The following is a 21,810-nucleotide window of genomic DNA, read 5'->3' on the forward strand; positions in this document are numbered from 1 at the left end:
AATATATAAAGAGGTAATAAAAATGAATATTGTCAAGGAAGGATATAAATTCATCGGCGCTGCCACGGTTTTGGCAGCAGCTGCATATGTGTTTGTAAGTCCTTATGCAGCAATAGTTCCAGGTGTTTTGGCTGCTTTTTTTACATTCTTCTTTAGAAATCCGAAAAGAATAATACCTGACGATGACACCGCTATCGTTTCACCGGCGGACGGCAAGGTCATGAGTGTATCGGATGTAGAAGATGACGATTTTGTTAAAGGCCGCTGCAAGAAAGTAGTAATATTCTTATCGGTTTTTAACGTACATGTGAACCGCAGTCCTATGAGAGGCGAAATCAAACTACAACAATATACCTGCGGTCGTTTTCGTCCGGCATATAAAAATAGTGTCGGATTTGAAAATGAACGTCATATGATTGGTATAGATAACGGCAAAATGCGGATAACTGTCACGCAGATTGCCGGCATTTTAGCCCGGCGCATTGTATCATGGGTTACATTGAACGATACATTGACAAGGGGTGAATTATACGGCCTGATAAAATTTGGTTCCTGTACAGAGGTCGTAGTGCCGAACAATGTCGATATCACTGTAAAAAAGGGTGATAAAGTCGTTGGCGGAGAAACAATAATTGGGAGGATAAAAAAATAATGAGTAAAGCATGGATACCGAATATCTGTACATCGTTAAATTTGGTATTTGGTATACTGGCCATATTTATGATGATTATGGGGGGCGTCAAATTTGGACCTTTGATCGATGGCCCTATATGTATTCTGCTGGCGCTGGCAGCAGACGGACTTGACGGACGTTTAGCCCGTTATCTGGGAACGGCAAATGAACTTGGAAAGGAAATGGATTCACTGTGTGATGTAGTTTCATTTGGCACAGCACCTGGCGTTATGTCGGTACTGTTTACATTGTCGGTTGTTAGTATGGCGGCAATGAAAGCAGGAATACCACCGGCAAATCTGCAATACTTTTTGTATTTCAGTATAGCTGCCGGTGTTATTTATGCTGTCTGTGGTATGTGGCGTCTGGCACGGTTCAATATTAATGCTGCCGTCGTTCATGGTTATTTTATGGGTCTGCCTATTCCGGCAGGTGGCTGCATAATAGCAACAGCAACTATGTTGATTGCCAATTTACCGTTTATACCGCCAATGGCGGTTGGTTATGCTGCACCGGTAGTTGTCATTATTCTTGGTTTGTTGATGGTCAGCCGTATACATTACCCTGATTTTAAGGGAACCGGTGAACGAATAAATGTTATAGCACTTATTATATCTTTACTGTTTGCATTGGGTGTTATCTATTTGTGCCGCTCTGCGTTTCCGTTTGCAGTGTTGTTTGCTATCTTTTCCACATATGCCGTATTGGGTATTTTAAATACTATCTTCAATAAAATCGCATGAGGCGGCTTTATTTATTAGCGGCAAAATATATTTTAAGATATACGGCCAAAGGGGAAACTGCTGATGACATACGTTCTTGATGGCATTATGCTGCCAATTCAAGTGATTATCTTCTTGTTCACTATATACTATTTTTTTATCGGCTTTTTTGGATTGTGGCGGCGCAAAGAGGTTAAAATTCTTACACCACAAAAAACATTTGCGGTAATTGTGGCGGCACATAATGAAAAAGCTGTTATCGGTCAGCTGATTGATAATTTAAGAGAACTGGATTATCCTAAAAATTTATATGACATTTTTGTTATTGCGGATAACTGTACCGATAATACGGCACAAATAGCAAGAGATCATGGCGCAACTGTACATGAACGTGTTGATAAGGAAAAACACGGCAAGGGTTTTGCTTTGGAATGGATGTTTGACCGTTTATTCAAAATGAAACGAGAATACGATGCAGTTACTATTTTTGATGCGGATAATCTGGTACATAAACGATTCCTTTTAGAAATGAATAATCGGTTATGTAAAGGCGACAGAGTTATACAAGGTTATCTTGACTCTAAAAATCCTTATGATACATGGGTATCAGGAACATTTTCAATTGCATTCTGGGTTATTGACCATATTTGGCATCTGGCTAAGACTAATATAGGATTATCTTCTGTATTAGGCGGTACGGGAATGTGCATTTCGACTGATGTACTGCACAAATATGGCTGGGGGGCTACCTGTCTTACGGAAGATATGGAATTTACGATGAAAGCTCTGGTGGAAGGAATAAAAACTACCTGGGCACATGATGCCATCGTTTACGATGAAAAACCGCTTACCTTTATGCAGTCATGGCGTCAGCGCAAGCGTTGGGCACAAGGTCAGTTTGATGTGGCACATCGTTTTATCCCCAAAATGATTAAAGCGGGAATAAAAAAGCATGATATACGCATATTGGATGGCTGTCTGCATTTATTGCAGCCTCATTTTCTGCTTATTTCCACGTTCTTTGTCATAATGAGCTATATTCAGATGGGAATCGGTCACCCGATATTCACGAATATGTATCAGTTTTTGCCGTCGGCTCTATTGACAGTGATTACCCTTGGACAATATATATTGCCGATCATTATATTACTTAAAATACATGTGAAACCAAAAGCATGGCTGTACCTTATTTTGTATCCGGTATTCATATACAGTTGGATACCAATTGTATTTTTAGGATTTTTACATCGCAACGAACATGAATGGAGTCATACACAGCATACACGTGCTGTGTCTTATGATGATATTATGCATTGAGTATAGGAAAAAGCTATTGCGGCATTTTGCTGCAATAGTTTTTTTAAAACAAAAAATATGGTTATTATGTTGGTGGAGAATATGGAAAATAATAAAGAAAAATTGAGTATAGACATAGCAAAATTGTATTATAAATCTAATTATAGCCAGCAACAGATAGCAACTGAATTGAATATTTCCCGACCAACAGTTTCACGGCTTTTGCAATATGCCAGAGATAAAAAATTCGTTCAAATAAATATTATTGATCCGGTGGAAGACAGTGGTAATTTAGAGCGGCTGATAGCGGATAAATATGATTTGGAGGATGTTAAGATAGCTTATGCACCTATTAATACTCGTGATGAAATCAAAAAAACGATTGGCGCAAAAGGTGCGGATTATCTGTATGATATAACTAAAGATGGAGATATAATAGGCGTAAGCTGGGGGTTGACAATTTATAATGTTGCCCTTAATTTGCGGCCTAAGACGTTAAAAGGAATACAGATAGTACAGCTGAAGGGTGGTGTCAGCCATTCACAAAGTAATACCTATGCATATGAGGTAGTAGGATTGTTTTCGGAAGCGTTTGCCACGGTAGGACAGTACCTTCCATTGCCGCTTATGTTTGACAATGTGAAAGTAAAGGAATTAGTAGAAAGTGACTGCCATATAAAAAGAATTTTGGAATTGGGACGACAGGCAAATATAGCAGTATTTACAGTTGGTACAGTGATGGATGATGCATTATTATTTCGCCTTGGATATATAGGGGAGAAAGATAAAAAAATGTTAAAACAAAAAGCTGTAGGTGATATATGTTCCCGTTTTTTTGATGCAGACGGGAACTTATGTGATGAGTCACTTGATAAACGAACTGTGGGAATAAAATTAGAAGAATTGAAAAATAAGGAAAAGAGAATACTTGTCGCTGGCAGTCAGCGTAAGATACCGGCCATTAAGGCAGCATTAATAGGGAAATTCGCAAATGTTTTGATAACTGATCAGTATACGGCATGCGAATTGATTTGATTAGATTTTATATAATCCTGTATTGAAATTAGATGGATACTATTTTGCATAATTTCAATACAGGATTTATTTTTATTTTTGATATAATCATTTGTTCTTATTAAAATAATAATATGATTATATAATTATTCCTTTATTTACAATGGTTTGTTAATTAAATATATTCAATAATTTAAATATGAAATTAATTGCAAAATTCTATTTACATAAGTTCACAAAAGTGTTAGTATTAAAGCGTAATTTAAATAGATAATATTTTGGAGGTAAATATGGATTACTCGAAAATTATTGACCACACTTTGTTAAAAACAGATGCGACCAAAAAAGATTTGGATAAACTGCTGAAAGAAGCAAAAGAATACAAGTTCGCGTCAGTATGTGTCAGCCCGATTTGGGTAAATTATTGCTCTGCACAGTTAAAAGGCAGCGGTGTGAATGTATGCACAGTGATCGGTTTTCCCCAAGGTGCCACGCCCACTGCCGTTAAGGTTTTTGAAACAAATCAGGCGATAAGCGACGGGGCAGCGGAAGTAGACATGGTAATTTCAGTGGGCAAGTTAAAAGATGCTGATAATGAATATGTAAAGAATGATATAAAAGCGGTAGTGGATGCAGCACGGGGAAAAGCATTAACAAAGGTTATCATTGAAGCATGCCTGTTGACCGACGAAGAAAAAGTACGTGCTTGTAAACTGGCCGTGGCAGCCGGAGCTGACTTTGTGAAAACATCTACAGGCTTTTCCACGGGCGGGGCAACAAAGCAAGATGTAGCACTTATGAAGAAAACAGTCGGCAACAATGCCAGGATAAAAGCGGCTGGTGGAATCCGTAGTAGAAAAGAAGCCGATGAAATGATAGCTGCCGGAGCACAACGGTTGGGAACCAGCCACGGTGTGGATATTGTAAAAGGATAAAATCGACTGGGTATATTGGGCAATTTAAAGCATTGTTCCGGTATACCCGCAATTACAGGGGGAAATTTGATGGGCATTAATGATACAAAATTATTGCAATGCGATGATGGATATTTAAATAAAACACCGATTTTTCAATTTATTTTATTATCGTGCCTGTTCCCATTATGGGGAGCGGCTGCTAGTCTGAATGACATACTGATAACGCAATTTAAAAGTGTGTTTGTTTTAAGTGATTTTGCTAGTGCATTGGTACAAAGTGCTTTTTATGGCGGATATTTTTTAATATCCATTCCGGCGTCAATGGTTATAAAAAAGACTACTTATAAAACAGCAATTTTATGCGGACTGATATTTTATATTGTCGGATGTAGTTTATTTTTTCCAGCGTCTACTATGGCCACTTATACAATGTTTTTGTTTGCTGTTTTTTCTATTGCAATAGGATTGGGATTTTTGGAAACAGCATCAAATACTTACAGCACTATGCTGGGACCACGTCGATATGCAACATTACGGCTTAATATAAGCCAGACTTTTTATCCTATAGGTGCAGCTGCGGGGATACTATTAGGAAAATATCTGATATTTCAAAACGGAGCTAGTTTAACCACACAAATGGCTGGACTGAGTGCGGATCAGCTTCATTTGTTTAAACTGCAAATGTTGCAGCACACATTGGAACCGTACCGAATAATGATATTTATTTTATTGGCGGTATTTGTCTTATTCCTTTTTACTAAATATCCTAAATGTAAAACTGTCGAAAAAAATGATAGCATTAATAATAATGTGGGAATTATTGAAACTTTAAAATATCTTGTAAAAAATAGTAAATTCAAAAAAGGCATTGCCGCACAATTTTTGTATGTCGGAATGCAGGTCGCAGTCTGGTCATTCACGATAAGGCTGGCGTTGGTACTTGATAAAAGTATAAACGAACGAATGGCTGCTGACTTTATGGTAATCAGTTATGCATGTTTTTTTGCAGGAAAATTTATAGCTAATTTCTTAATAGCAAAATTTTCTGCAAATAAAGTTTTATTGGCCTATTCAGTAATCGGATGTTTATTGATTTTGTATGTTTCCTTTATACCAAGTTTCACTGCCGTGTATGCAGCTGTTGCCATAAGCATCCTGATGGGACCCTGCTGGGCTACTATTTATGCAGAAACATTAGATTCTGTTGAAAAAAAATATACTGAAACAGCTGGTGCTATTTTGGTGATGTCGATAATAGGTGCAGCCTGTGTTCCTGCTGTACAGGGGTTGGTATCTGATATAACGGGGTCAATGCAGTTTTCTTTTATCGTCAATTTTTTCTGTTTTGCTTATGTCGGTTATTATTTTTATAAAAAGATGCATAATGAAGCGTGATTAAAAAAGGAGTGTTTGAAAATGAGAAATAAGATATTCTTAAAACGCAGCTTTTTTACCTCAAAAACTACGGGAATTTTTAAAAATGAGGAATTTACGGTAGAAATATTTATTTATTCGTCTGGTGTAGAAGCTATAAAAATAAATAACAGCCGCGGGTATGTGATAGTTTTACCCTATATGGGACAGATTATATGGGACGTTAATTTTGATGGGATAGACCTGCGAATGAAGAATATGTTTTCTCAGCCTAAACCAGCCGGATGCATAATAGACACTTATGGTTGTTTTGCTTTTCACTCTGGATTGCTGTCTAACGGTTGTCCGTCACCGGAAGATACTCACATCATGCATGGAGAAATGTCCTGTGCAGTAATAGATGAAGCATGGCTGGAAATAGACGAAGCAGGTATCACTGTAACAGGAAAATATGAATACTGTCAGGGATTTGGTTATCACTATATTGCCAATCCATCTGTTGAACTGAATACAAACAGTACGAAGATAAAAATTGGCATGAAGGTAAAAAATCTTACAAGCATAATGATGCCGCTTCAATATATGTGTCATATGAATTATGCATATGTTGATAATGCCGTAATTACATCTAATATACCCGAGAAAGCTTTTAAACTGCGCGAATCAATCCCCGCTCATGTTAAGCCCACTCCTAAGTGGATTAAATATAATGAAGATATAAAACAGATGCAAAAAACGGGAAAAACACTGACTAAACTTGAACAGTCCGATATGTATGATCCTGAAATAGTATTTATGGCAGACGATGTCAAAAAATATGCGGCAAGGGCTGTTTTTGAAATGGATTCTCCTAAGGGATATGGATTCGCTACGGAATTTTCAACAAGTGATTTTCCTTGTGCGACAAGATGGATCATGTATAATGGGGATTTGCAGGTGGCGGCTTTTGTACTGCCGGCTACCTGTAGGCCGGAGGGATTTTTAGCCGCGAAGAAAGCGGGTACATTGGTAATGCTTGAACCTAACGAAGAAAAGACTTTTTCAGTGCTCACCGGAAAAAAATAGGAGGCAGTATTTTGAAAATAGCAGTAATTGGTTCCAATATGGTCGACCTGATATCTTATATTGACAGAATGCCGGCAGATGGAGAAACCCTGGAAGCACCGGAATTTTCTCTGGGATGTGGGGGGAAAGGTGCCAACCAAGCTGTGGCAGCAGCAAAATATGGCAGTAATGTTATGATGCTGACAAAGGTTGGTAATGATATATTTGCTGATAATACAATTAATAACTTAAAGAAATATAATATAGATACTACGTATGTTGAGCGAGTTAATAATGTTTCGAGTGGAGTTGCACCAATATTTGTCGATGCGTCGGGACAAAACAGAATTTTAATAATTAAGGGAGCCAATAAATGTTTATTACCGGCTGATATTGATAAAGCTGCAGAAAGTTTAAAAAAATGCAGCATTTTGATATTGCAATTGGAAATCAATTTAGAAACGGTATACCATGCAATCGAATTTGGCAGTAAAAATAATATTCCGGTTCTGCTAAATCCTGCTCCGGGAAATGCCGAGCTGGATATAAAAAAAATTTGCAAATGTGATTTTTTTGTTCCTAATGAAACAGAGCTTTCCATTATTACAGGAATGCCCACAAATACAGAAGAAAATATAAAAAAGGCGGCACTGACATTAATAGAAAAAGGTATAAAAAATGTCATTGTTACGATGGGTGCCAGAGGTTCCATGTGGGTTACAGAGGGGAAAATACAATGCCTGAAAGCGTTTAAAGTAGATGCAGTAGATACTTCCGGTGCTGGTGATGCTTTTATCGGATGTTTTGCCAGTTGCTATGTAAAAAATCATGACGTACTAAAATCAATGCGGGAAGCCAGTGCTTTTTCTGCGCTGAGTGTAATGAAAAAGGGAACACAGATATCATATCCGGAAAAAGAAGCTGTGCAGGACTTATTGACTGAATAATAGTAATTGTGGATTTTAATAAAGGGGACTGTCGCACGAACGGCATTGACCTCATAAAAATGCAGCCTACCACCGCTATGCGGTTCTCGTCCTTCTAAAGAAGGATAAGGAGAATGGAAGATTGTATATTTATGAGCGAAAATGCTCACATGCGGCAGTCTTTTTTGCTGTACCGGTATAATTAATAAATATTGCGTATTTTAGTAAAATATTTTAATTATATGTTATAATTTTAAATAGCGAGGTTGTGAGGAGGTAAAAAATGTTTGAATTATCAATTAGAGATAGTTTTGGCGCAGCCCATCGCATTGTAGGTTATCCGGGGAAATGTGATAATCTGCACGGTCATAACTGGATAGTAGAAGTAGTTGTATATGGGAATAAGTTGGATAAACTCGGAATGCTGGTTGACTTTAAAAAACTAAAAAAAGCATTAAGAGAGGTAATAGACTGCCTTGACCATCATTATTTAAATGAACTGGAACCTTTTGCTGCGGTGAATCCATCAGCGGAAAATATATCGGCTTATATATATCATAGTTTAGCGATAAATGAAATGATTAAGGATAAGTGCCGGGTAAAATTTGTCAAGGTATGGGAAACAGAAAAATCAGCAGCAACCTATTACGGGGAAATGGCAAAATGAAGGTACCTATAAGTGAAGTATTTTCTTCGGTGCAGGGTGAGGGTAAGTATATCGGCTGCCGTCAGTTGTTCATCAGATTTGTCGGCTGCAATTTAGATTGCGGCTACTGTGATACAGAAGATATGCTGGCCGTTAATAAATGCAATTTGGAAGATGCTGATTGTCTGGCTAATCCTGTTGAACTCAGAACGATTTTGCCGTATATTAAAAAAAGACTGCAAAAAAAACATCATTCGATCAGTCTGACAGGTGGAGAACCATTGTTATACCCGGACTTTATCAACGCATTGGCGGAACAAACCGCAGTACCTTTATTTTTAGAAACAAATGGTACTTTATCTGAACAATTGACGAAAGTAATTGACAATATTGATATTGTCAGTATGGATTTTAAACTCCCAGATGCTGTTGGTGTTGATTTGTGGGCACAGCATGAAAAATTTTTGTACATAGCCAGACAAAAGGATGTTTATGTCAAGATTGTGGTGGCAAAGGAAACGGCAGATAATGATTTTGCTGCGGCAATAGATTTATTGGGCAGAGTTGACAAAAAAATTTTGCTTATACTGCAGCCGGTAACGCCTTGCGATGGATATACGGCACCGTCACCGAAAAAACTGTTGATATGGCAGGAAAAGGCTTTGGAAAAATTATGTGATGTGCGGATAATCGGACAGACTCATAAATTGATAGGATTGAGGTGATATTGTGAAAAAAATTTTATTAGTGAATGATGATGGTATAAATGCACCGGGGATCCTTACCATGGCCAAGGTATTAAGTGATGATTATGATGTGCGTGTTGTAGCACCGGCTGCCCAGCAAAGTGGAATGTCGCAGGCTATATCGGCGCATAGGAAGATAAAGGTAAAGAAAGCTGATATTGGCCTGCCGGTCGAAGCTTTCAGGGTATTTGGCACACCGACAGACTGTACTAAGCTGGCGATTGAAGTCCTTTATGAGCATGACCTGCCGGATATTGTATTATCCGGCATAAATGACGGCGGAAACCTGGGTACTGACATATTGTATTCAGGAACGGTCGGCGCGGCTATGGAGGGGCATTTACATGGGATATTGTCAATAGCTGTGTCACGTGTAGTCGGTTCGCAGTTAAGCTTTGCTGAAGCTGCAGCAATATTCAAGAAAAAATTACCTGAATTTAAACAGGAAAGACCATATATGTATAATGTTAATTTTCCTAAAAAAATACAAGATCCTTTTAATGTTTTTTATTACACTAAACAAGGTTACCGCAAATACCATAATGAATATGGCAGGGAAATAGATGCAGATGGTGACATCTGCTATTTTATGAATGGCACACCAAATGATGAGGGCAATCTGGCCGGCAGTGATGTATGGGCTGTGCAAAATGGGTTCGTTTCTATAACTCCGCTGAAGGTAGGACGAACAAATAAAAAATTGTTGGACAAGCTGTCAGCCGATAATTAAATTGGCCTGTAATCGTCAGAAACTGTTAAAATTTGTTTTATTTTGAAACACTCATATGCTTTTACAGATTGATAGCAATGCAGCATAAATTAATGATTTATTATATACAGGGGGCATTTTTAATGGAATCAATGATTCGCGATATTAAACTGGCACCATCAGGACATGACAAAATTGAATGGGTAAAAAATTTTATGCCGGTATTGAACCATATCGATGCAGAATATTCAAAAACCAAGCCGTTCGCCGGTAAAAAAATGGTCATAACAATGCACTTGGAAGCAAAGACGGCTTATCTGGGAATTGTATTGATGCATGCCGGGGCTGAACTTACAGTGACCGGCAGCAATCCATTGTCAACGCAGGATGATGTGGCAGCAGCCTTAGCAGAAGAAGGCGCTACGGTATTAGCTTGGCACGATTGCACCGAGACTGAATATGATATGTTTATTAATAAGGCGCTCGATACACAGCCGGACATGATTATTGACGATGGTGGCGATTTAGTTGCTCATCTGCACGGTGACCGTAAGGAACTGGCTAAAAAAATCATCGGCGGCAGTGAAGAAACCACTACAGGTGTAATCCGTCTGCATGCTCTGGCTGATGCCGGCAAGCTCAATTTTCCAATGGTCGCGGCTAATGATGCCTATTGCAAATACTTATTTGACAATCGTTATGGAACAGGCCAATCGACATGGGATGGCATTATGCGTACGACTAATCTGGTAATAGCCGGTAAAAATGTGGTAATAGCTGGTTATGGCTGGTGTGGCAAAGGGGCAGCAATGCGAGCTAAGGGACTTGGCGCTAAAGTTATAATTACCGAGGTAGATCCGATAAAAGCAATTGAAGCTGTATTTGACGGTTTCCGGGTGATGCCGATGCAGGAAGCTGCAAAAATCGGCGATATATTCCTTACTTTGACCGGCTGCAAAGACGTAATACGTAAAGAGCATTTTGCCGTCATGAAAAATGGGGCGGTGCTGGCCAATTCTGGTCATTTCGATGTGGAAATAAATAAAATTGATTTAATGCAAGGGGCAGTTTCAAAGCGGCCTGTACGCAAAAATATCGAAGAATATAAACAAAAAGATGGCAGGAAATTGTATCTTTTGGCAGAAGGACGTTTAGTAAACTTAGCGGCCGGAGACGGACATCCTGCTGAAATAATGGATTTATCCTTTGGCGTACAGTTTTTCTCGGCACTGTATATTTTGAAAAACCATCAGAATATGGAAAATAAAGTATATCTGATGCCTAATGAAATCAATATAAAACTTGCCAATATAAAGCTTGCTTCACTTAATACGGATATTGATAAACTAACTCAGGAACAACACGATTATCTGCATAAAGCCTGAGACCGGATATTATCATAAGGGGGTTGTAAGGCAGTAATGAATACATTAATAAAGAATATTTTGACAGTTTTACCTGACGGTACGATAAAAAAAACAGCTATAGCGATAAAGAATGACGTCATTTCATCTGTGGGGGATGTGCCGCCTGATTTCGTTGCCGACAGTATAATAGAAGGACAAGGCAAGCTGGCCATTCCCGGTTTTGTCAATGCACATACCCATGTATCGATGACTTTGCTTAGAAGTTATGCTGATGACATGAAGCTGATGGATTGGCTGAATAACAAAATCTGGCCGGTGGAAGCCAAAATGAATAAAGACGACATTTATTGGGGTGCCATGCTGGGCATAGCGGAGATGATTAAAACAGGAACGACTACATTTGCTGATATGTACGGTGACATGGAAAAAGTAGCTGAAGCAGTCGAAACTACCGGTATAAGGGCAGTATTATCACGCGGCATGATTGGCACGGCACCTAATGGCATGACAGCTCTGCAGGATAATTGCATTTTGTTTGAAAATTATAACGGTGCGGCTGATGGCAGGATAAGCGTGATGTTCGGACCACATGCGCCATATACCTGTCCGCCGGATTTTCTTGAAAAAGTCATTGATAAGGCGCAGCGGTATAAAGCGGAAATTCATATCCACCTGGCAGAAACTATTGGTGAGGTCAATGACTGTATAAAGCAATATGGAAAGACACCGATGGCTTTGATGGAATCGGTCGGCCTTTTGGATTGTGGTGTTCTGGCAGCACACTGTGTTCATGTAAATGATGAAGATATCGCTATAATGAAAAAACATCATGTGCGTGTTGCCCATAATCCCGGCAGTAATCTTAAACTGGCCAGCGGCATAGCACCGGTCGATAAATTATTAAAAGCCGGTATTTGTGTCGGATTGGGAACGGATGGCGCATCCAGCAATAATAATCTTGATATGCTGGAAGAGATAAATCTGGCAGCACTTATTCACAAAGCGGCTGTTCTTGATCCGCTTGTTGTCCCGGCATTTACTGCGCTGCAGATGGGAACAAGCTATGGCGCTGCGGCAGTGGGTCTTAACAACACCGGTAAACTGCAGACAGGAATGAAGGCTGATATAACACTTATCTCTATGCAAGGAACACAATGGACACCTTGTTATGATGCAGTATCACTACTAGTATATTCGGCTAATGCCGGGATGGTCGATACCGTTTTGGTAAATGGGAAATTACTTTTGGACAAGGGACGGCTTATTACCATTGATGAAGAAAAAGTGTTATATGAAGTGAATAAAAGTGCACAGAGACTGACCGGCAAGACCTTATTGGCATGAATAGTATAAAAAGCTGACAGTAAAAGGAGAATAACTTGGCTGCAAAGAAAAATTTTTATGCTGTTAAAAATGGCCGTAGAATTGGTATATATAAAACATGGCATCAATGTAAAGAACAGATAGACCATTTTACCGGAGCTCTTTATAAAGGGTTTGTCACGCTGCAGGAAGCTGAGGATTACTTAGGTGATGTGTCTGACGGGCAATCGGATAATAATGCGGACTGTTATTGTATCTATGTTGATGGATCCTATGCAGCAGGCAGATATAGCTGGGCGATAGCGGTATTTTATAATGCCGAACTCATACATAGTGACAGCGGTGTCGGACGATCGGCGGAAAATGCCCAGATGAATAATGTGGCCGGTGAGATAGAGGCTGCCATGCAGGCAGTAAGCTGGGCTGAGAAAAACAATATAGGTAAAATAGTCATTTACCATGATTATATTGGAATATCGGAGTGGGCTGAAGGCCGTTGGAAAGCCAACATGCCTGGAACACAGCAATATGCAGCTTTTATGTCCAGCCGCCGTAAATGGGTCAGTTTTAAAAAGGTTACCGGACATACTGGAGTAAAAGGTAATGAACTTGTGGATAGATTAGCTAAAAAAGCATTGGGAATATAAAAATAAAAAAGGCTGTCACGCATAGACATTTTCATCCATAAAATATGCAATGTACCACTATTGTGTATGCCTTAAAACGGCATACACAATAGTGTACACGTATTTGTATGAAGTCAATGTCATCTGAGTGGCAGCCTTTTTGTGGTATGGTGTAAATGTAGAAAACTTATAGTGTATTTGCATTGTTTGAAACTGAAGCGGCAGATTGCGAAGCAGTACCGATCTGATAGCGATCTACCCAATTGGGCTGATTGTCCGTATATTGCTTCAGCATACGAAATTCCATATCTTCCTTACTATCTGGTATTATTGACATATAATTCCCGGATAAAGAAGCATTATTGGATTTCCAGCCGTCAGCCGGAGTCCATTCGGAATAAGAAGTAATTTTATAGCTGTAAGAAGATAGATTAAAAACTTTTTTATAAAATTTTATATCAATAATTGAACCACCGCTGTTATTGCGGTTTTCCTGCCATATCCAAACAAAAACATCGTTGCCGGTTTTTCGTATAGTCGTGGTATCAGCCGTTGCCGATGTGGCAGCTGCTGCATCAACCTTGCGCCAAAGTGTAATCCAGCGGTCAGCGGCTTTAGCTCTGGCGGTTTCACCTTGATTGAAAACCTGATCGACGATAGCATCATAAAAATTCTCATCGAATGATTGGGAATTGATTTCTTTCAAACGAGGTTTATCATACCAATGTGATGCTAAAACGGTACCGTTTTTGTTATAGAATATTTCTTCCAAATATTCAAGAGTACGTCCCTGAGGGTTTATTCGTATAAGAGCCAGACTGTAGTTTAAATCACTACTGTTGGGGATTTCCTTGCTAAGCCCCATGGACGGGATCGTTTCAGCGGCACCAGCAGCTGTGTAGGCAGTCTTTATCCAAGCTTCGATACAGGTCGGTGCGCCGTTTTGTCTTGCGACGACACGGACTCTTTCCGGAGCATAAAATTTCCCATATCGGTCATCTGACGTTATCCAGGACCAATTAGTTTCGGCATCAGCCGCTTGAGCATACACCGGGCCGATGCTGGTAATAAATAAAGCCAATAAAGAAAAGATTGCAAACATAATATATTTTTTCATATAGGGTACCTCATTCATATCTTAAATCATTATAGAAAAAAAGAAAAAACGACAACAAGAATAATAATCAGGAACACCATTATACTAAGACAGCCGGTTTTACCCAAAGATTTTTTTCCGCTGGTATTTGTATATTGTAATTCCCGCAGTGGTTTTTTTGTTGTGGGAGTGGGCTGGTAAACAGGCAGATCGGCAGCGGCTTTTTTGTCCAAATCAGGTATTTTTACAATTTTATTCTTTAATTCCAGAGCCTTTGAAGGAACAAAAATATCATTTTTCGATATTATAAACACAGATGGTTTTTGATCGGAGACGGCTTGGGAGACAGAATGTATTTCATCGGATATCGCGATTTTGTCAGTATCTTTATTGCCCGATGACACAACAGTGGGATTTTCCAGAGAAGATTCATTGATAACTTTTGCCGTAAGCGGCAGGAACTTTTCATCAAAGTGATTTTTGAGAAAAGCAGTCGCTGATTTGTAAGCAATTGTCCTCACTCCGCCGGCTTTATAACCGTCAGGCAATCCCTCGGCAGTACCAAAGGTGCAAAGATGTTCACCCTTATAGTTGCTGATTGAACGCATCAGACGTTTGTCAGCAATTGCAGCCGTGGCATATTTATAGAATATATCTTTGTAAGGGTGTGAATCCAGATTGGATTTTTTATCGCCGGACAAAAATTTGTATACGGTGAAAACAAAAAAAGCCGCTTTGTTTTCGGATAAAAGATTTTTGAATATCGTGTTATATAAAGCACGATTGCCAATATACTGTGAAAAATATATATCCCATCTTTCAGCAAAAGCAGTCAGGCCGGCAGGCGGAGCAATATCGTCTTTGCCCTGAATGAGGCATGCCACATCATCACTGCTGGCCCCGTCAGGGATAGTAAGACCGGCAGCCGACGCCTGTTCAAGCAGAATCGCACTTGGGGGATCAAAAGGAATTTCTTCACAGATGAACGGCGGTAAAAGTTTTTTGATTATTGCTTTTTGTTTGGCGATAACGTCAGAACGCGCTATAATATCGAGAGTCCGTATACGTTTTGTCATATAGTGTTTGCCTTTTACTTTATATCTATGCCAGGCCATGAATAATAACTTCCTTTTCCACAAGTTTAACTTTTTACTATCAGAGTTCTTAAAAATTAATATTAACTCTATTTTATCATAAAGCGAGTTCTTTCGATATATTTTAGCTGATTAATTAAAAAAATATCTGTCAGAAGTTTATTCTTTACAAATTCATTATCTTGATTAGTATAGAATGATATGTTAATATGTCACATATTAATTCCAGTAGGAAAGGCCGCGTATATATGCTGAAGAAATTTTCGGGACTGAGTGTTGATAATGCTTGGAACAGCATTTTTATTTTTTTGGTCAACGGATTAAAATGCTACTTATTTTTTTGGGTGATTTTGTCAATTTTTCGGATAGTATTTATTGCTGATATGCACAGTTACATGTCGCTGCAGATAAATGCTGACGATATCAAAAAAGCTCTGGTTCTGGGAATGCAGATGAGCATGCAGACAGTGGGGGTATTGACGATTTTTGATTTATTGTTTTTGGGAATCGGCAATATATTTTCACATCACCGGGGCAGACAGTTTTTAAACATTATCATGCTGCTGCAGCTCATGGCGGTTTCAATACTTTTTGTTGCCAGATTTCCCTTTTATCGTACTTATCACAGCGGATTCAATCAAATGCTGTTCACCGGTATGCACGAAGACTGGGTGGCATTGTTTTGGACTATGGTGGATCAGTTTGATTTGCCGGTTCGCTTATTGGGGGCAATGGTTCTTGCCATAGTGCTGTTTTATTTATGGCAAAAATTTTTGGATTGGAATGTTACGGCATATTTACCGGTTAAATGGCTGCCGCTGCGTTGGAAAGGCCGGATAGTATTTTTGCTGCTGGTGTATTTTATTGCACGTTTGTCATTATTCAGCGGCAGTTGGAGTTGGCAGACACAGATAGACTGGGAAAATTCGGCAATTACAAAAGATGATTTTTTAAATGAGGCAATACTTGACGATGGGCAGGCGATATACAGGGCCTATCGGTTAAAACAGCGCAGTGCTGCCAGCAATGGGCTTAGTTATACAGCTGATGATATAAGAGATTTTGCCAGATATTTGAGTGGGAAAAATATACAAAGCGATAATCTTAATGATTATTTGTCTAAACAAGCGCAGGGACCTGTAATAACAAAACCCAGACATATTTTCCTGTTGATTTCAGAAAGCTATGCCAATTGGCCCTTGCTGCCGGAGTATGACAATCTGCATATAGCCGATGGAATGAAATCGGTTATCGGTGAAAATGATACAGCTTATTGTAAGGCCTTTCTGCCCAATGGTTCAAGCACTGTCAATGCTCTTATGGGGGTCGTGACAGGATTTGCCGATGCCAATCTTTATTTGACAACAATGGTAGATAAAATGCAGCAACCGTACTCTACAGCTATTGCGCCGCAATTAAAAAAACTTGGCTATACAACAAAATTTTATTATGCCGGACCATCTTCCTGGGAAAATATCGGCCGGTTTACCAAAGCTCAGGGATTCGACAACTTTTATAGCCGCAGTGATATTACAGAAACCTCCAAGGGAAGTGTATGGGGGGCAGATGACAAAGATCTTTACAATTTGGTTCTTGATGATACGGATGGGCGCAGTTCTTTCAATGTTATACTGAATGTATCTAATCATTCTCCATTCGAGGTTGATTTAAAAGCCAATGGTTTTGATTCGGCAGGGGTCAAAAATGCACTGGAACCGCAATATCAAAACGATGATGAACTGTTGAAAGAATTGGGGCATTTTTGGTATGCCGATAAGATGATGAGTGATTTCATTGCGGCAATGCGGCAAAAATATCCCGATAGTTTGTTTTTGATTGTCGGTGACCATGCCGACCGCTATAATATAGAAAAAACACCTACGATGTATAAACGTTATGTGATACCATTTATAGTGACCGGTGATGGTGTCAATAAAAAGCTGTTTTCTAAGGATGATGTCGGCAGCCAGATCGATATATTCCCAACTTTAATGGAGCTTATAGCGCCAAAAGGATTCACCTATTATTCTGTGGGAAGAAGCCTGACACTCGGTAATAAAATAGCTGCCAATTACGCTTTCGCAATAACAGACGGTTATATCGGCCGTACTGATGAAGCCGGGTATACACCGGAAGGATTTCTCCCTGATAAACCATCTCCTGATGCGGCAGCAGTAATGAAATATACTGATGCCATAAGGGGAATTTCATGGTGGGCGGCAAAATACGGCAGCCATATTGCAGTAAATCAGGTGCAGACTGCGGCTGTATCACCATAAGGGTCACTTTAAATTTTTGCCGGAGCAATGTATAATAATATATTAATAGCAGTTAAATATACTATGACGAAGGAGAATTCATATTGAGTAACTTGGAAGTTGGAATTATTGGTCTGCCAAATGTTGGAAAAAGTACATTATTTAATGCGATAACAAAGGCAGGCGCCGAAGCGGCCAATTATCCTTTTTGCACTATAGAACCCAACGTGGGGGTTGTTGATGTTCCTGACAAAAGATTGCAAGTGCTGCATGGAATGTATAATTCAAAAAAAACAACACCGGCATCAATTCGTTTTGTCGATATTGCCGGATTGGTTAAAGGAGCGGCACAAGGGGAAGGATTGGGCAATAAGTTTTTGTCGCATATACGTCAGGTGGATGCTGTGGCGCATGTGGTGCGTTGCTTTAACGACGGGAATATAACTCATGTAGAGGGTTCTATCGATCCATTGCGCGACATAGATATAATCAATACGGAATTGTGTCTGGCTGATATGGAAACAGTAGAAAAACGTCTTGAAAAAGCCAGCCGGGCCGCAAAAAGCGGTGCAAAGGAAGCCAAGGCGGAAGAAATAATGCTCAAAAAAGTGTATGAACTTCTTTCTGACGGACAGCCGGCTCGTCGGGCCGAACTTTCTGATGATGAAATAATAATGATCGGTGAACTTAATCTGCTGACACGCAAGCCAACGTTGTTTATTGCTAATGTGGCAGAAGATGAGGCGGGTACGGCTGAGCAGAAAAATCCTTATGTACAAAAGGTCAAAGAGTATGCCGCACAGGAAAAGGCAGAAGTAGTCGTGATTTCGGCTAAAGTGGAAGCGGAAATTGCTGAACTTGATGATACCGAAGCCGGTGAGTTCCTTAAAGAAATGGGTTTGTCGGAATCGGGACTTAATCGTTTAATAAAAGCCGCTTTTAAATTACTGGGACTTTTGACATTTTTGACGGCAGGACCTGATGAATGCCGGGCCTGGACAATAACCAAGGGGACGAAAGCACCACAGGCCGCCGGTAAGATTCACACTGATATTGAACGTGGTTTTATTCGTGCCGAAATAGTTAATTATGATGATTTAGTTGCTGCAGGGAGTACCAATGCAGCTAAGGAAAAAGGTCAGGTTCGTCTTGAAGGTAAGGATTATGTCATGCAGGATGGCGATGTGACTTATTTTAGATTCAATGTGTAAATCCGATTTGATTTTTATGAAAAGGAGACGGAGTATATGAAGAAAATCCAGATGATGTTATTGATGATGCTGTTCGTACTGCCCTTTGCGGTCAGTCCATCAATAGCCGGTGCGGAGGCTGCACCACGGATAATAAGTGTCGAAGGAGAATCAAGTTTTTATGTGACACCTGACCAGGTATCGGTTGAAATTGGCATAGAAACGACCGGAACAACGGCCGCTGATGCTTCACGCAAAAATGCCGCAGTTATGACTGATATCCAAAATGCATTATATAGTCTGGGACTGACGCAAAAAGATATCAAGACAGCTTCGTATGATTTCTATCCGGTGTATGATAAGGATAATTCGCAGCATATAACGGGATATAAGGCTGAAAATACTGTCGTTGTCACGACCGACGATATCAATAGTGTCGGCAGTATAATTGATACAGCCGTAAAAAATGGTGCCAGTAATGTCAACTCGGTGAAATTCAGTCTGAAAGATGTACAAAAATATAAAGACTCGGCATTAAAGGCGGCCGTGATCGATGCCAAGCAAAAATCCAAGGCAATAGCCGGAGAACTTGGCAAGAGCATTGTCAATGTAGTAAGTGCCAGCGAAAGTAATATCTATGTGGAAAATCGGGCTGCAGGAGTTTCTTTTAAAGCAATGAATGCCGATATGGCGGCACCTACACCTATAAGCGCCAAGGACTTGCAGGTTTCAGCCAGAGTAAGTGTGACTTTTGAAATAAATTAAATATATTACAATAAACAGCCCTCCGTATGGGGGCTGTTTTTTATAATATATTTTAATAAATCTGCAATTGATGATATTTTTCTAAAGCATCAATCGATGTTCTGATTTTTGCGATATCTATGGGGTATGGTGCATAAGGAATATATTTATCCTGGCCAATCAATGTGGTGAATTTTTCTTTATAACCGGTATCTACAGTAATATCCGACAGACACAGCGGCAATCCGACTTGTTTATTAAAGTCATATACCTTATTGCGCTCAGTGATCTGTTCGTCCATGGTCAACAAAAATAACACACCATAGGCGACTATTTCACCATGCATATGTTTTTCACATCCGGGCAGCTGGGTACGAGCAATGTAAACGGCATGAGCCATGCTGCTGTTGTAACGATTATCAACTAACACCGATACCAGACCGGTATTGATGATGATTGTAAGAACAACTTGTTCAAAATCAGCTGATATGGTGTGAGACATAGCTGCTTTTAGGGCAGGCAGACCGTATTTTAGTAATAATTGCGAGCAATTACGGCTGATCTGGATTCCCAGTTCATTTTCATGATGGAGCTGATCATTGCGTGAATTGAAACCAGCTTCATACTGCTTAGATAAAGCATCACCAATACCTGCCCGCAGGTACATCAAAGGTGCTTCGGCAATTATTTTGGTGTTGATAAAAGCATGTATGGCTGGTTGACGGCCGAAGTAAAACTCACCGAAAGTACCGTCATCATTATAAAGTATACATAAAGATGTCACGGCAGCGCAATTGGAAGCAATTGTGGGAAAGGTGAATACCGGCTTATGCAATTTATCGGCAGTGGCCTTGGCTGTATCGACGGCCCGGCCACCGCCGACGGCAAATATCATATCAGCATCATACACCGATGGATCACGGATTAGTTTATCAATGTTTTTATGAGTGGCATTGCCGCCAAACCAAATAAAGCCGGTTATTTTCAATTGAGAATCGGTCAGCGCATCTGAAAGATCATTTTTTGCCTTTTGCAAAGCGGTTTTTCCGCCGATCACTACAGCTGTTCTGCCATAGGCGAGGCATATGGAGTCAATCTTTGTATAGGCATCGATACCGGCAGTGTAACTGGGAAGAAAAGTTGTGGAACTCATATAGATTCACTCCTTTATTATATGTAAGTCGTCTTGGGGAAAAGTATTGCATAATTCACATATGGCTTTATTAGAAACCGGATGAATCTTGTAAGGAGCAATTTGGTTCAACGGTATCATCACAAAATCTCGGTTTAGCATATCCTTGTGCGGAATTGTAAGATTTTCATCATCCATTATGATATTGTCATACAAGAGTATATCAAGATCCAAAGTACGCGGTCCCCAGTGCAGTGTTCGTTTTCGACCGGCGGCCTGTTCAATTTTATGCAGTGTATCCAGTAATTCATATGGTGATAATAAAGTCTGTAAACCCAATACTCCATTGAGAAAATCAGCTTGTTGAACATTACCGTAAGGCGTTGATTCATATAGATCTGAAATGGTTTCCAGCCGTATCTGGGGAAAAAGTTTTAGTGCTTTTACGGCATGATCGATATATGCTGCCCGATCACCGATATTTGAACCAAAAGCAATAAAAACTTCATGCCAAGAACGGCTGATAGTCACTGCTACTTCTTTTAACGGCAAGCCAATTGGCGCACCAGGTTTTCTGATAGACAGAATAATTTTCTTTATTAAAGGAAATTTTAGTAATATTTGTTCGGCTAATTGTTCAGCAGCGGTTTCGATCAGTTTTACGGTATGCGACTTAGTATAGTCATTGATAAAATGACAAACATCGGCATAATTGACAGTAGCGGATAAATCATCCTTTATACCTGCCTCGCGAGTGGAAAGAACAAGCTGCGCCGTTATAAAAAAATTCTGGCCCAGCTTATTTTCTTCCGGTAAAATACCATGAAATGCATAAACCGATAAATCATTTATTGTTATTATATCCATATAGGTTCCTTTCTGCTGTCGAATAAAAAAATGAAATCAGGAATGC

At 39.5% G+C, this 21,810-nt stretch carries 21 protein-coding genes; 17 read left to right on the forward strand and 4 right to left on the reverse strand.

The window, feature by feature from the left end; all coding sequences use genetic code 11:
* Positions 1–22: 22 nt before the first annotated feature.
* From F8M42_RS04725 to F8M42_RS04790, 14 genes are all read left to right on the forward strand, one after another.
* Positions 23–652, forward strand: a complete 630-nt coding sequence (locus F8M42_RS04725) for a phosphatidylserine decarboxylase family protein (RefSeq protein ID WP_196591153.1) — start codon at positions 23–25, stop codon at positions 650–652.
* Positions 649–1,416 carry a CDP-alcohol phosphatidyltransferase family protein gene (locus F8M42_RS04730; RefSeq protein ID WP_182188637.1) on the forward strand — a complete coding sequence of 256 codons (768 nt, stop codon included), beginning with the start codon at positions 649–651 and terminating at the stop codon, positions 1,414–1,416. The genes F8M42_RS04725 and F8M42_RS04730 overlap by 4 nt, the downstream gene beginning before the upstream one ends.
* 63 nt (positions 1,417–1,479) lie before the next feature.
* The gene (locus F8M42_RS04735) at positions 1,480–2,712 is read left to right on the forward strand and encodes a glycosyltransferase family 2 protein (RefSeq protein WP_182188199.1); all 1,233 of its coding nucleotides are present in this window, start codon (positions 1,480–1,482) and stop codon (positions 2,710–2,712) included.
* An 81-nt stretch (positions 2,713–2,793) separates the two neighbouring features.
* Positions 2,794–3,726 (forward strand): sugar-binding transcriptional regulator, encoded by a 933-nt coding sequence (locus F8M42_RS04740; RefSeq protein ID WP_182188200.1) that lies wholly within the window; start codon positions 2,794–2,796, stop codon positions 3,724–3,726.
* Between the two features lie 269 nt (positions 3,727–3,995).
* Positions 3,996–4,640 carry a deoxyribose-phosphate aldolase gene (gene deoC / locus F8M42_RS04745; protein WP_182188201.1) on the forward strand — a complete coding sequence of 215 codons (645 nt, stop codon included), beginning with the start codon at positions 3,996–3,998 and terminating at the stop codon, positions 4,638–4,640.
* 69 nt (positions 4,641–4,709) lie between these two features.
* Positions 4,710–6,017: an L-fucose:H+ symporter permease gene (fucP, locus tag F8M42_RS04750; RefSeq protein WP_182188202.1), complete on the forward strand. Its 1,308-nt coding sequence runs from the start codon at positions 4,710–4,712 to the stop codon at positions 6,015–6,017.
* 21 nt (positions 6,018–6,038) lie between these two features.
* A complete protein-coding gene (locus tag F8M42_RS04755; RefSeq protein WP_182188203.1) occupies positions 6,039–7,061 on the forward strand; it encodes an aldose 1-epimerase family protein in 1,023 nt (340 codons plus the stop codon).
* Between the two features lie 11 nt (positions 7,062–7,072).
* Positions 7,073–7,987: a ribokinase gene (gene rbsK, locus F8M42_RS04760; protein WP_182188204.1), complete on the forward strand. Its 915-nt coding sequence runs from the start codon at positions 7,073–7,075 to the stop codon at positions 7,985–7,987.
* 262 nt (positions 7,988–8,249) lie between these two features.
* Positions 8,250–8,633 (forward strand): 6-carboxytetrahydropterin synthase QueD, encoded by a 384-nt coding sequence (gene queD / locus F8M42_RS04765; RefSeq protein WP_182188205.1) that lies wholly within the window; start codon positions 8,250–8,252, stop codon positions 8,631–8,633.
* Positions 8,630–9,337, forward strand: a complete 708-nt coding sequence (locus tag F8M42_RS04770; protein WP_182188206.1) for a 7-carboxy-7-deazaguanine synthase QueE — start codon at positions 8,630–8,632, stop codon at positions 9,335–9,337. Before queD ends, F8M42_RS04770 begins: the two co-directional genes overlap by 4 nt.
* Before the next feature lie 4 nt (positions 9,338–9,341).
* Positions 9,342–10,088 (forward strand): 5'/3'-nucleotidase SurE, encoded by a 747-nt coding sequence (gene surE, locus F8M42_RS04775; protein WP_182188207.1) that lies wholly within the window; start codon positions 9,342–9,344, stop codon positions 10,086–10,088.
* 122 nt (positions 10,089–10,210) lie between these two features.
* Positions 10,211–11,452, forward strand: a complete 1,242-nt coding sequence (locus F8M42_RS04780; RefSeq protein WP_182188208.1) for an adenosylhomocysteinase — start codon at positions 10,211–10,213, stop codon at positions 11,450–11,452.
* 36 nt (positions 11,453–11,488) lie between these two features.
* Entirely contained in the window at positions 11,489–12,778 is a 1,290-nt protein-coding gene (locus tag F8M42_RS04785) for an amidohydrolase (protein WP_182188209.1), read from the forward strand.
* A 35-nt stretch (positions 12,779–12,813) separates the two neighbouring features.
* Entirely contained in the window at positions 12,814–13,404 is a 591-nt protein-coding gene (locus tag F8M42_RS04790) for a ribonuclease H1 domain-containing protein (protein ID WP_182188210.1), read from the forward strand.
* 166 nt (positions 13,405–13,570) lie between these two features.
* Here the strand turns inward: F8M42_RS04790 and F8M42_RS04795 are convergent, their stop codons facing one another.
* Positions 13,571–14,500 carry a hypothetical protein gene (locus F8M42_RS04795; protein ID WP_182188211.1) on the reverse strand — a complete coding sequence of 310 codons (930 nt, stop codon included), beginning with the start codon at positions 14,498–14,500 and terminating at the stop codon, positions 13,571–13,573.
* Positions 14,501–14,529: 29 nt separating this feature from the next.
* On the reverse strand, positions 14,530–15,555 hold the full coding sequence (locus tag F8M42_RS04800; protein WP_182188212.1) for a hypothetical protein: 1,026 nt from the start codon (positions 15,553–15,555) through the stop codon (positions 14,530–14,532).
* Positions 15,556–15,821: 266 nt separating this feature from the next.
* On the opposite strand from F8M42_RS04800, the gene F8M42_RS04805 reads away from it, so the two are divergent.
* The 3 genes from F8M42_RS04805 (at position 15,822) to F8M42_RS04815 (ending at position 19,786) form a co-directional block, all read left to right on the forward strand.
* Positions 15,822–17,852, forward strand: coding sequence for an LTA synthase family protein (locus F8M42_RS04805; RefSeq protein WP_182188213.1), 2,031 nt, complete (start codon positions 15,822–15,824; stop codon positions 17,850–17,852).
* A gap of 83 nt (positions 17,853–17,935) precedes the next feature.
* Positions 17,936–19,042 (forward strand): redox-regulated ATPase YchF, encoded by a 1,107-nt coding sequence (gene ychF / locus F8M42_RS04810; protein WP_182188214.1) that lies wholly within the window; start codon positions 17,936–17,938, stop codon positions 19,040–19,042.
* A 36-nt stretch (positions 19,043–19,078) separates the two neighbouring features.
* On the forward strand, positions 19,079–19,786 hold the full coding sequence (locus F8M42_RS04815) for an SIMPL domain-containing protein (protein WP_182188215.1): 708 nt from the start codon (positions 19,079–19,081) through the stop codon (positions 19,784–19,786).
* Positions 19,787–19,838: 52 nt separating this feature from the next.
* Here F8M42_RS04815 and F8M42_RS04820 read toward each other — a convergent pair whose 3' ends face one another.
* Complete coding sequence (locus F8M42_RS04820) at positions 19,839–20,918, reverse strand: iron-containing alcohol dehydrogenase family protein (protein ID WP_182188216.1); 1,080 nt, start codon at positions 20,916–20,918, stop codon at positions 19,839–19,841.
* Between the two features lie 6 nt (positions 20,919–20,924).
* The gene (gene folK, locus F8M42_RS04825) at positions 20,925–21,764 is read right to left on the reverse strand and encodes a 2-amino-4-hydroxy-6-hydroxymethyldihydropteridine diphosphokinase (RefSeq protein ID WP_182188217.1); all 840 of its coding nucleotides are present in this window, start codon (positions 21,762–21,764) and stop codon (positions 20,925–20,927) included.
* Positions 21,765–21,810: the final 46 nt, after the last annotated feature.

This window comes from Pectinatus frisingensis (genome assembly GCF_014076555.1).
GTDB lineage: Bacteria > Bacillota > Negativicutes > Selenomonadales > Selenomonadaceae > Pectinatus > Pectinatus frisingensis.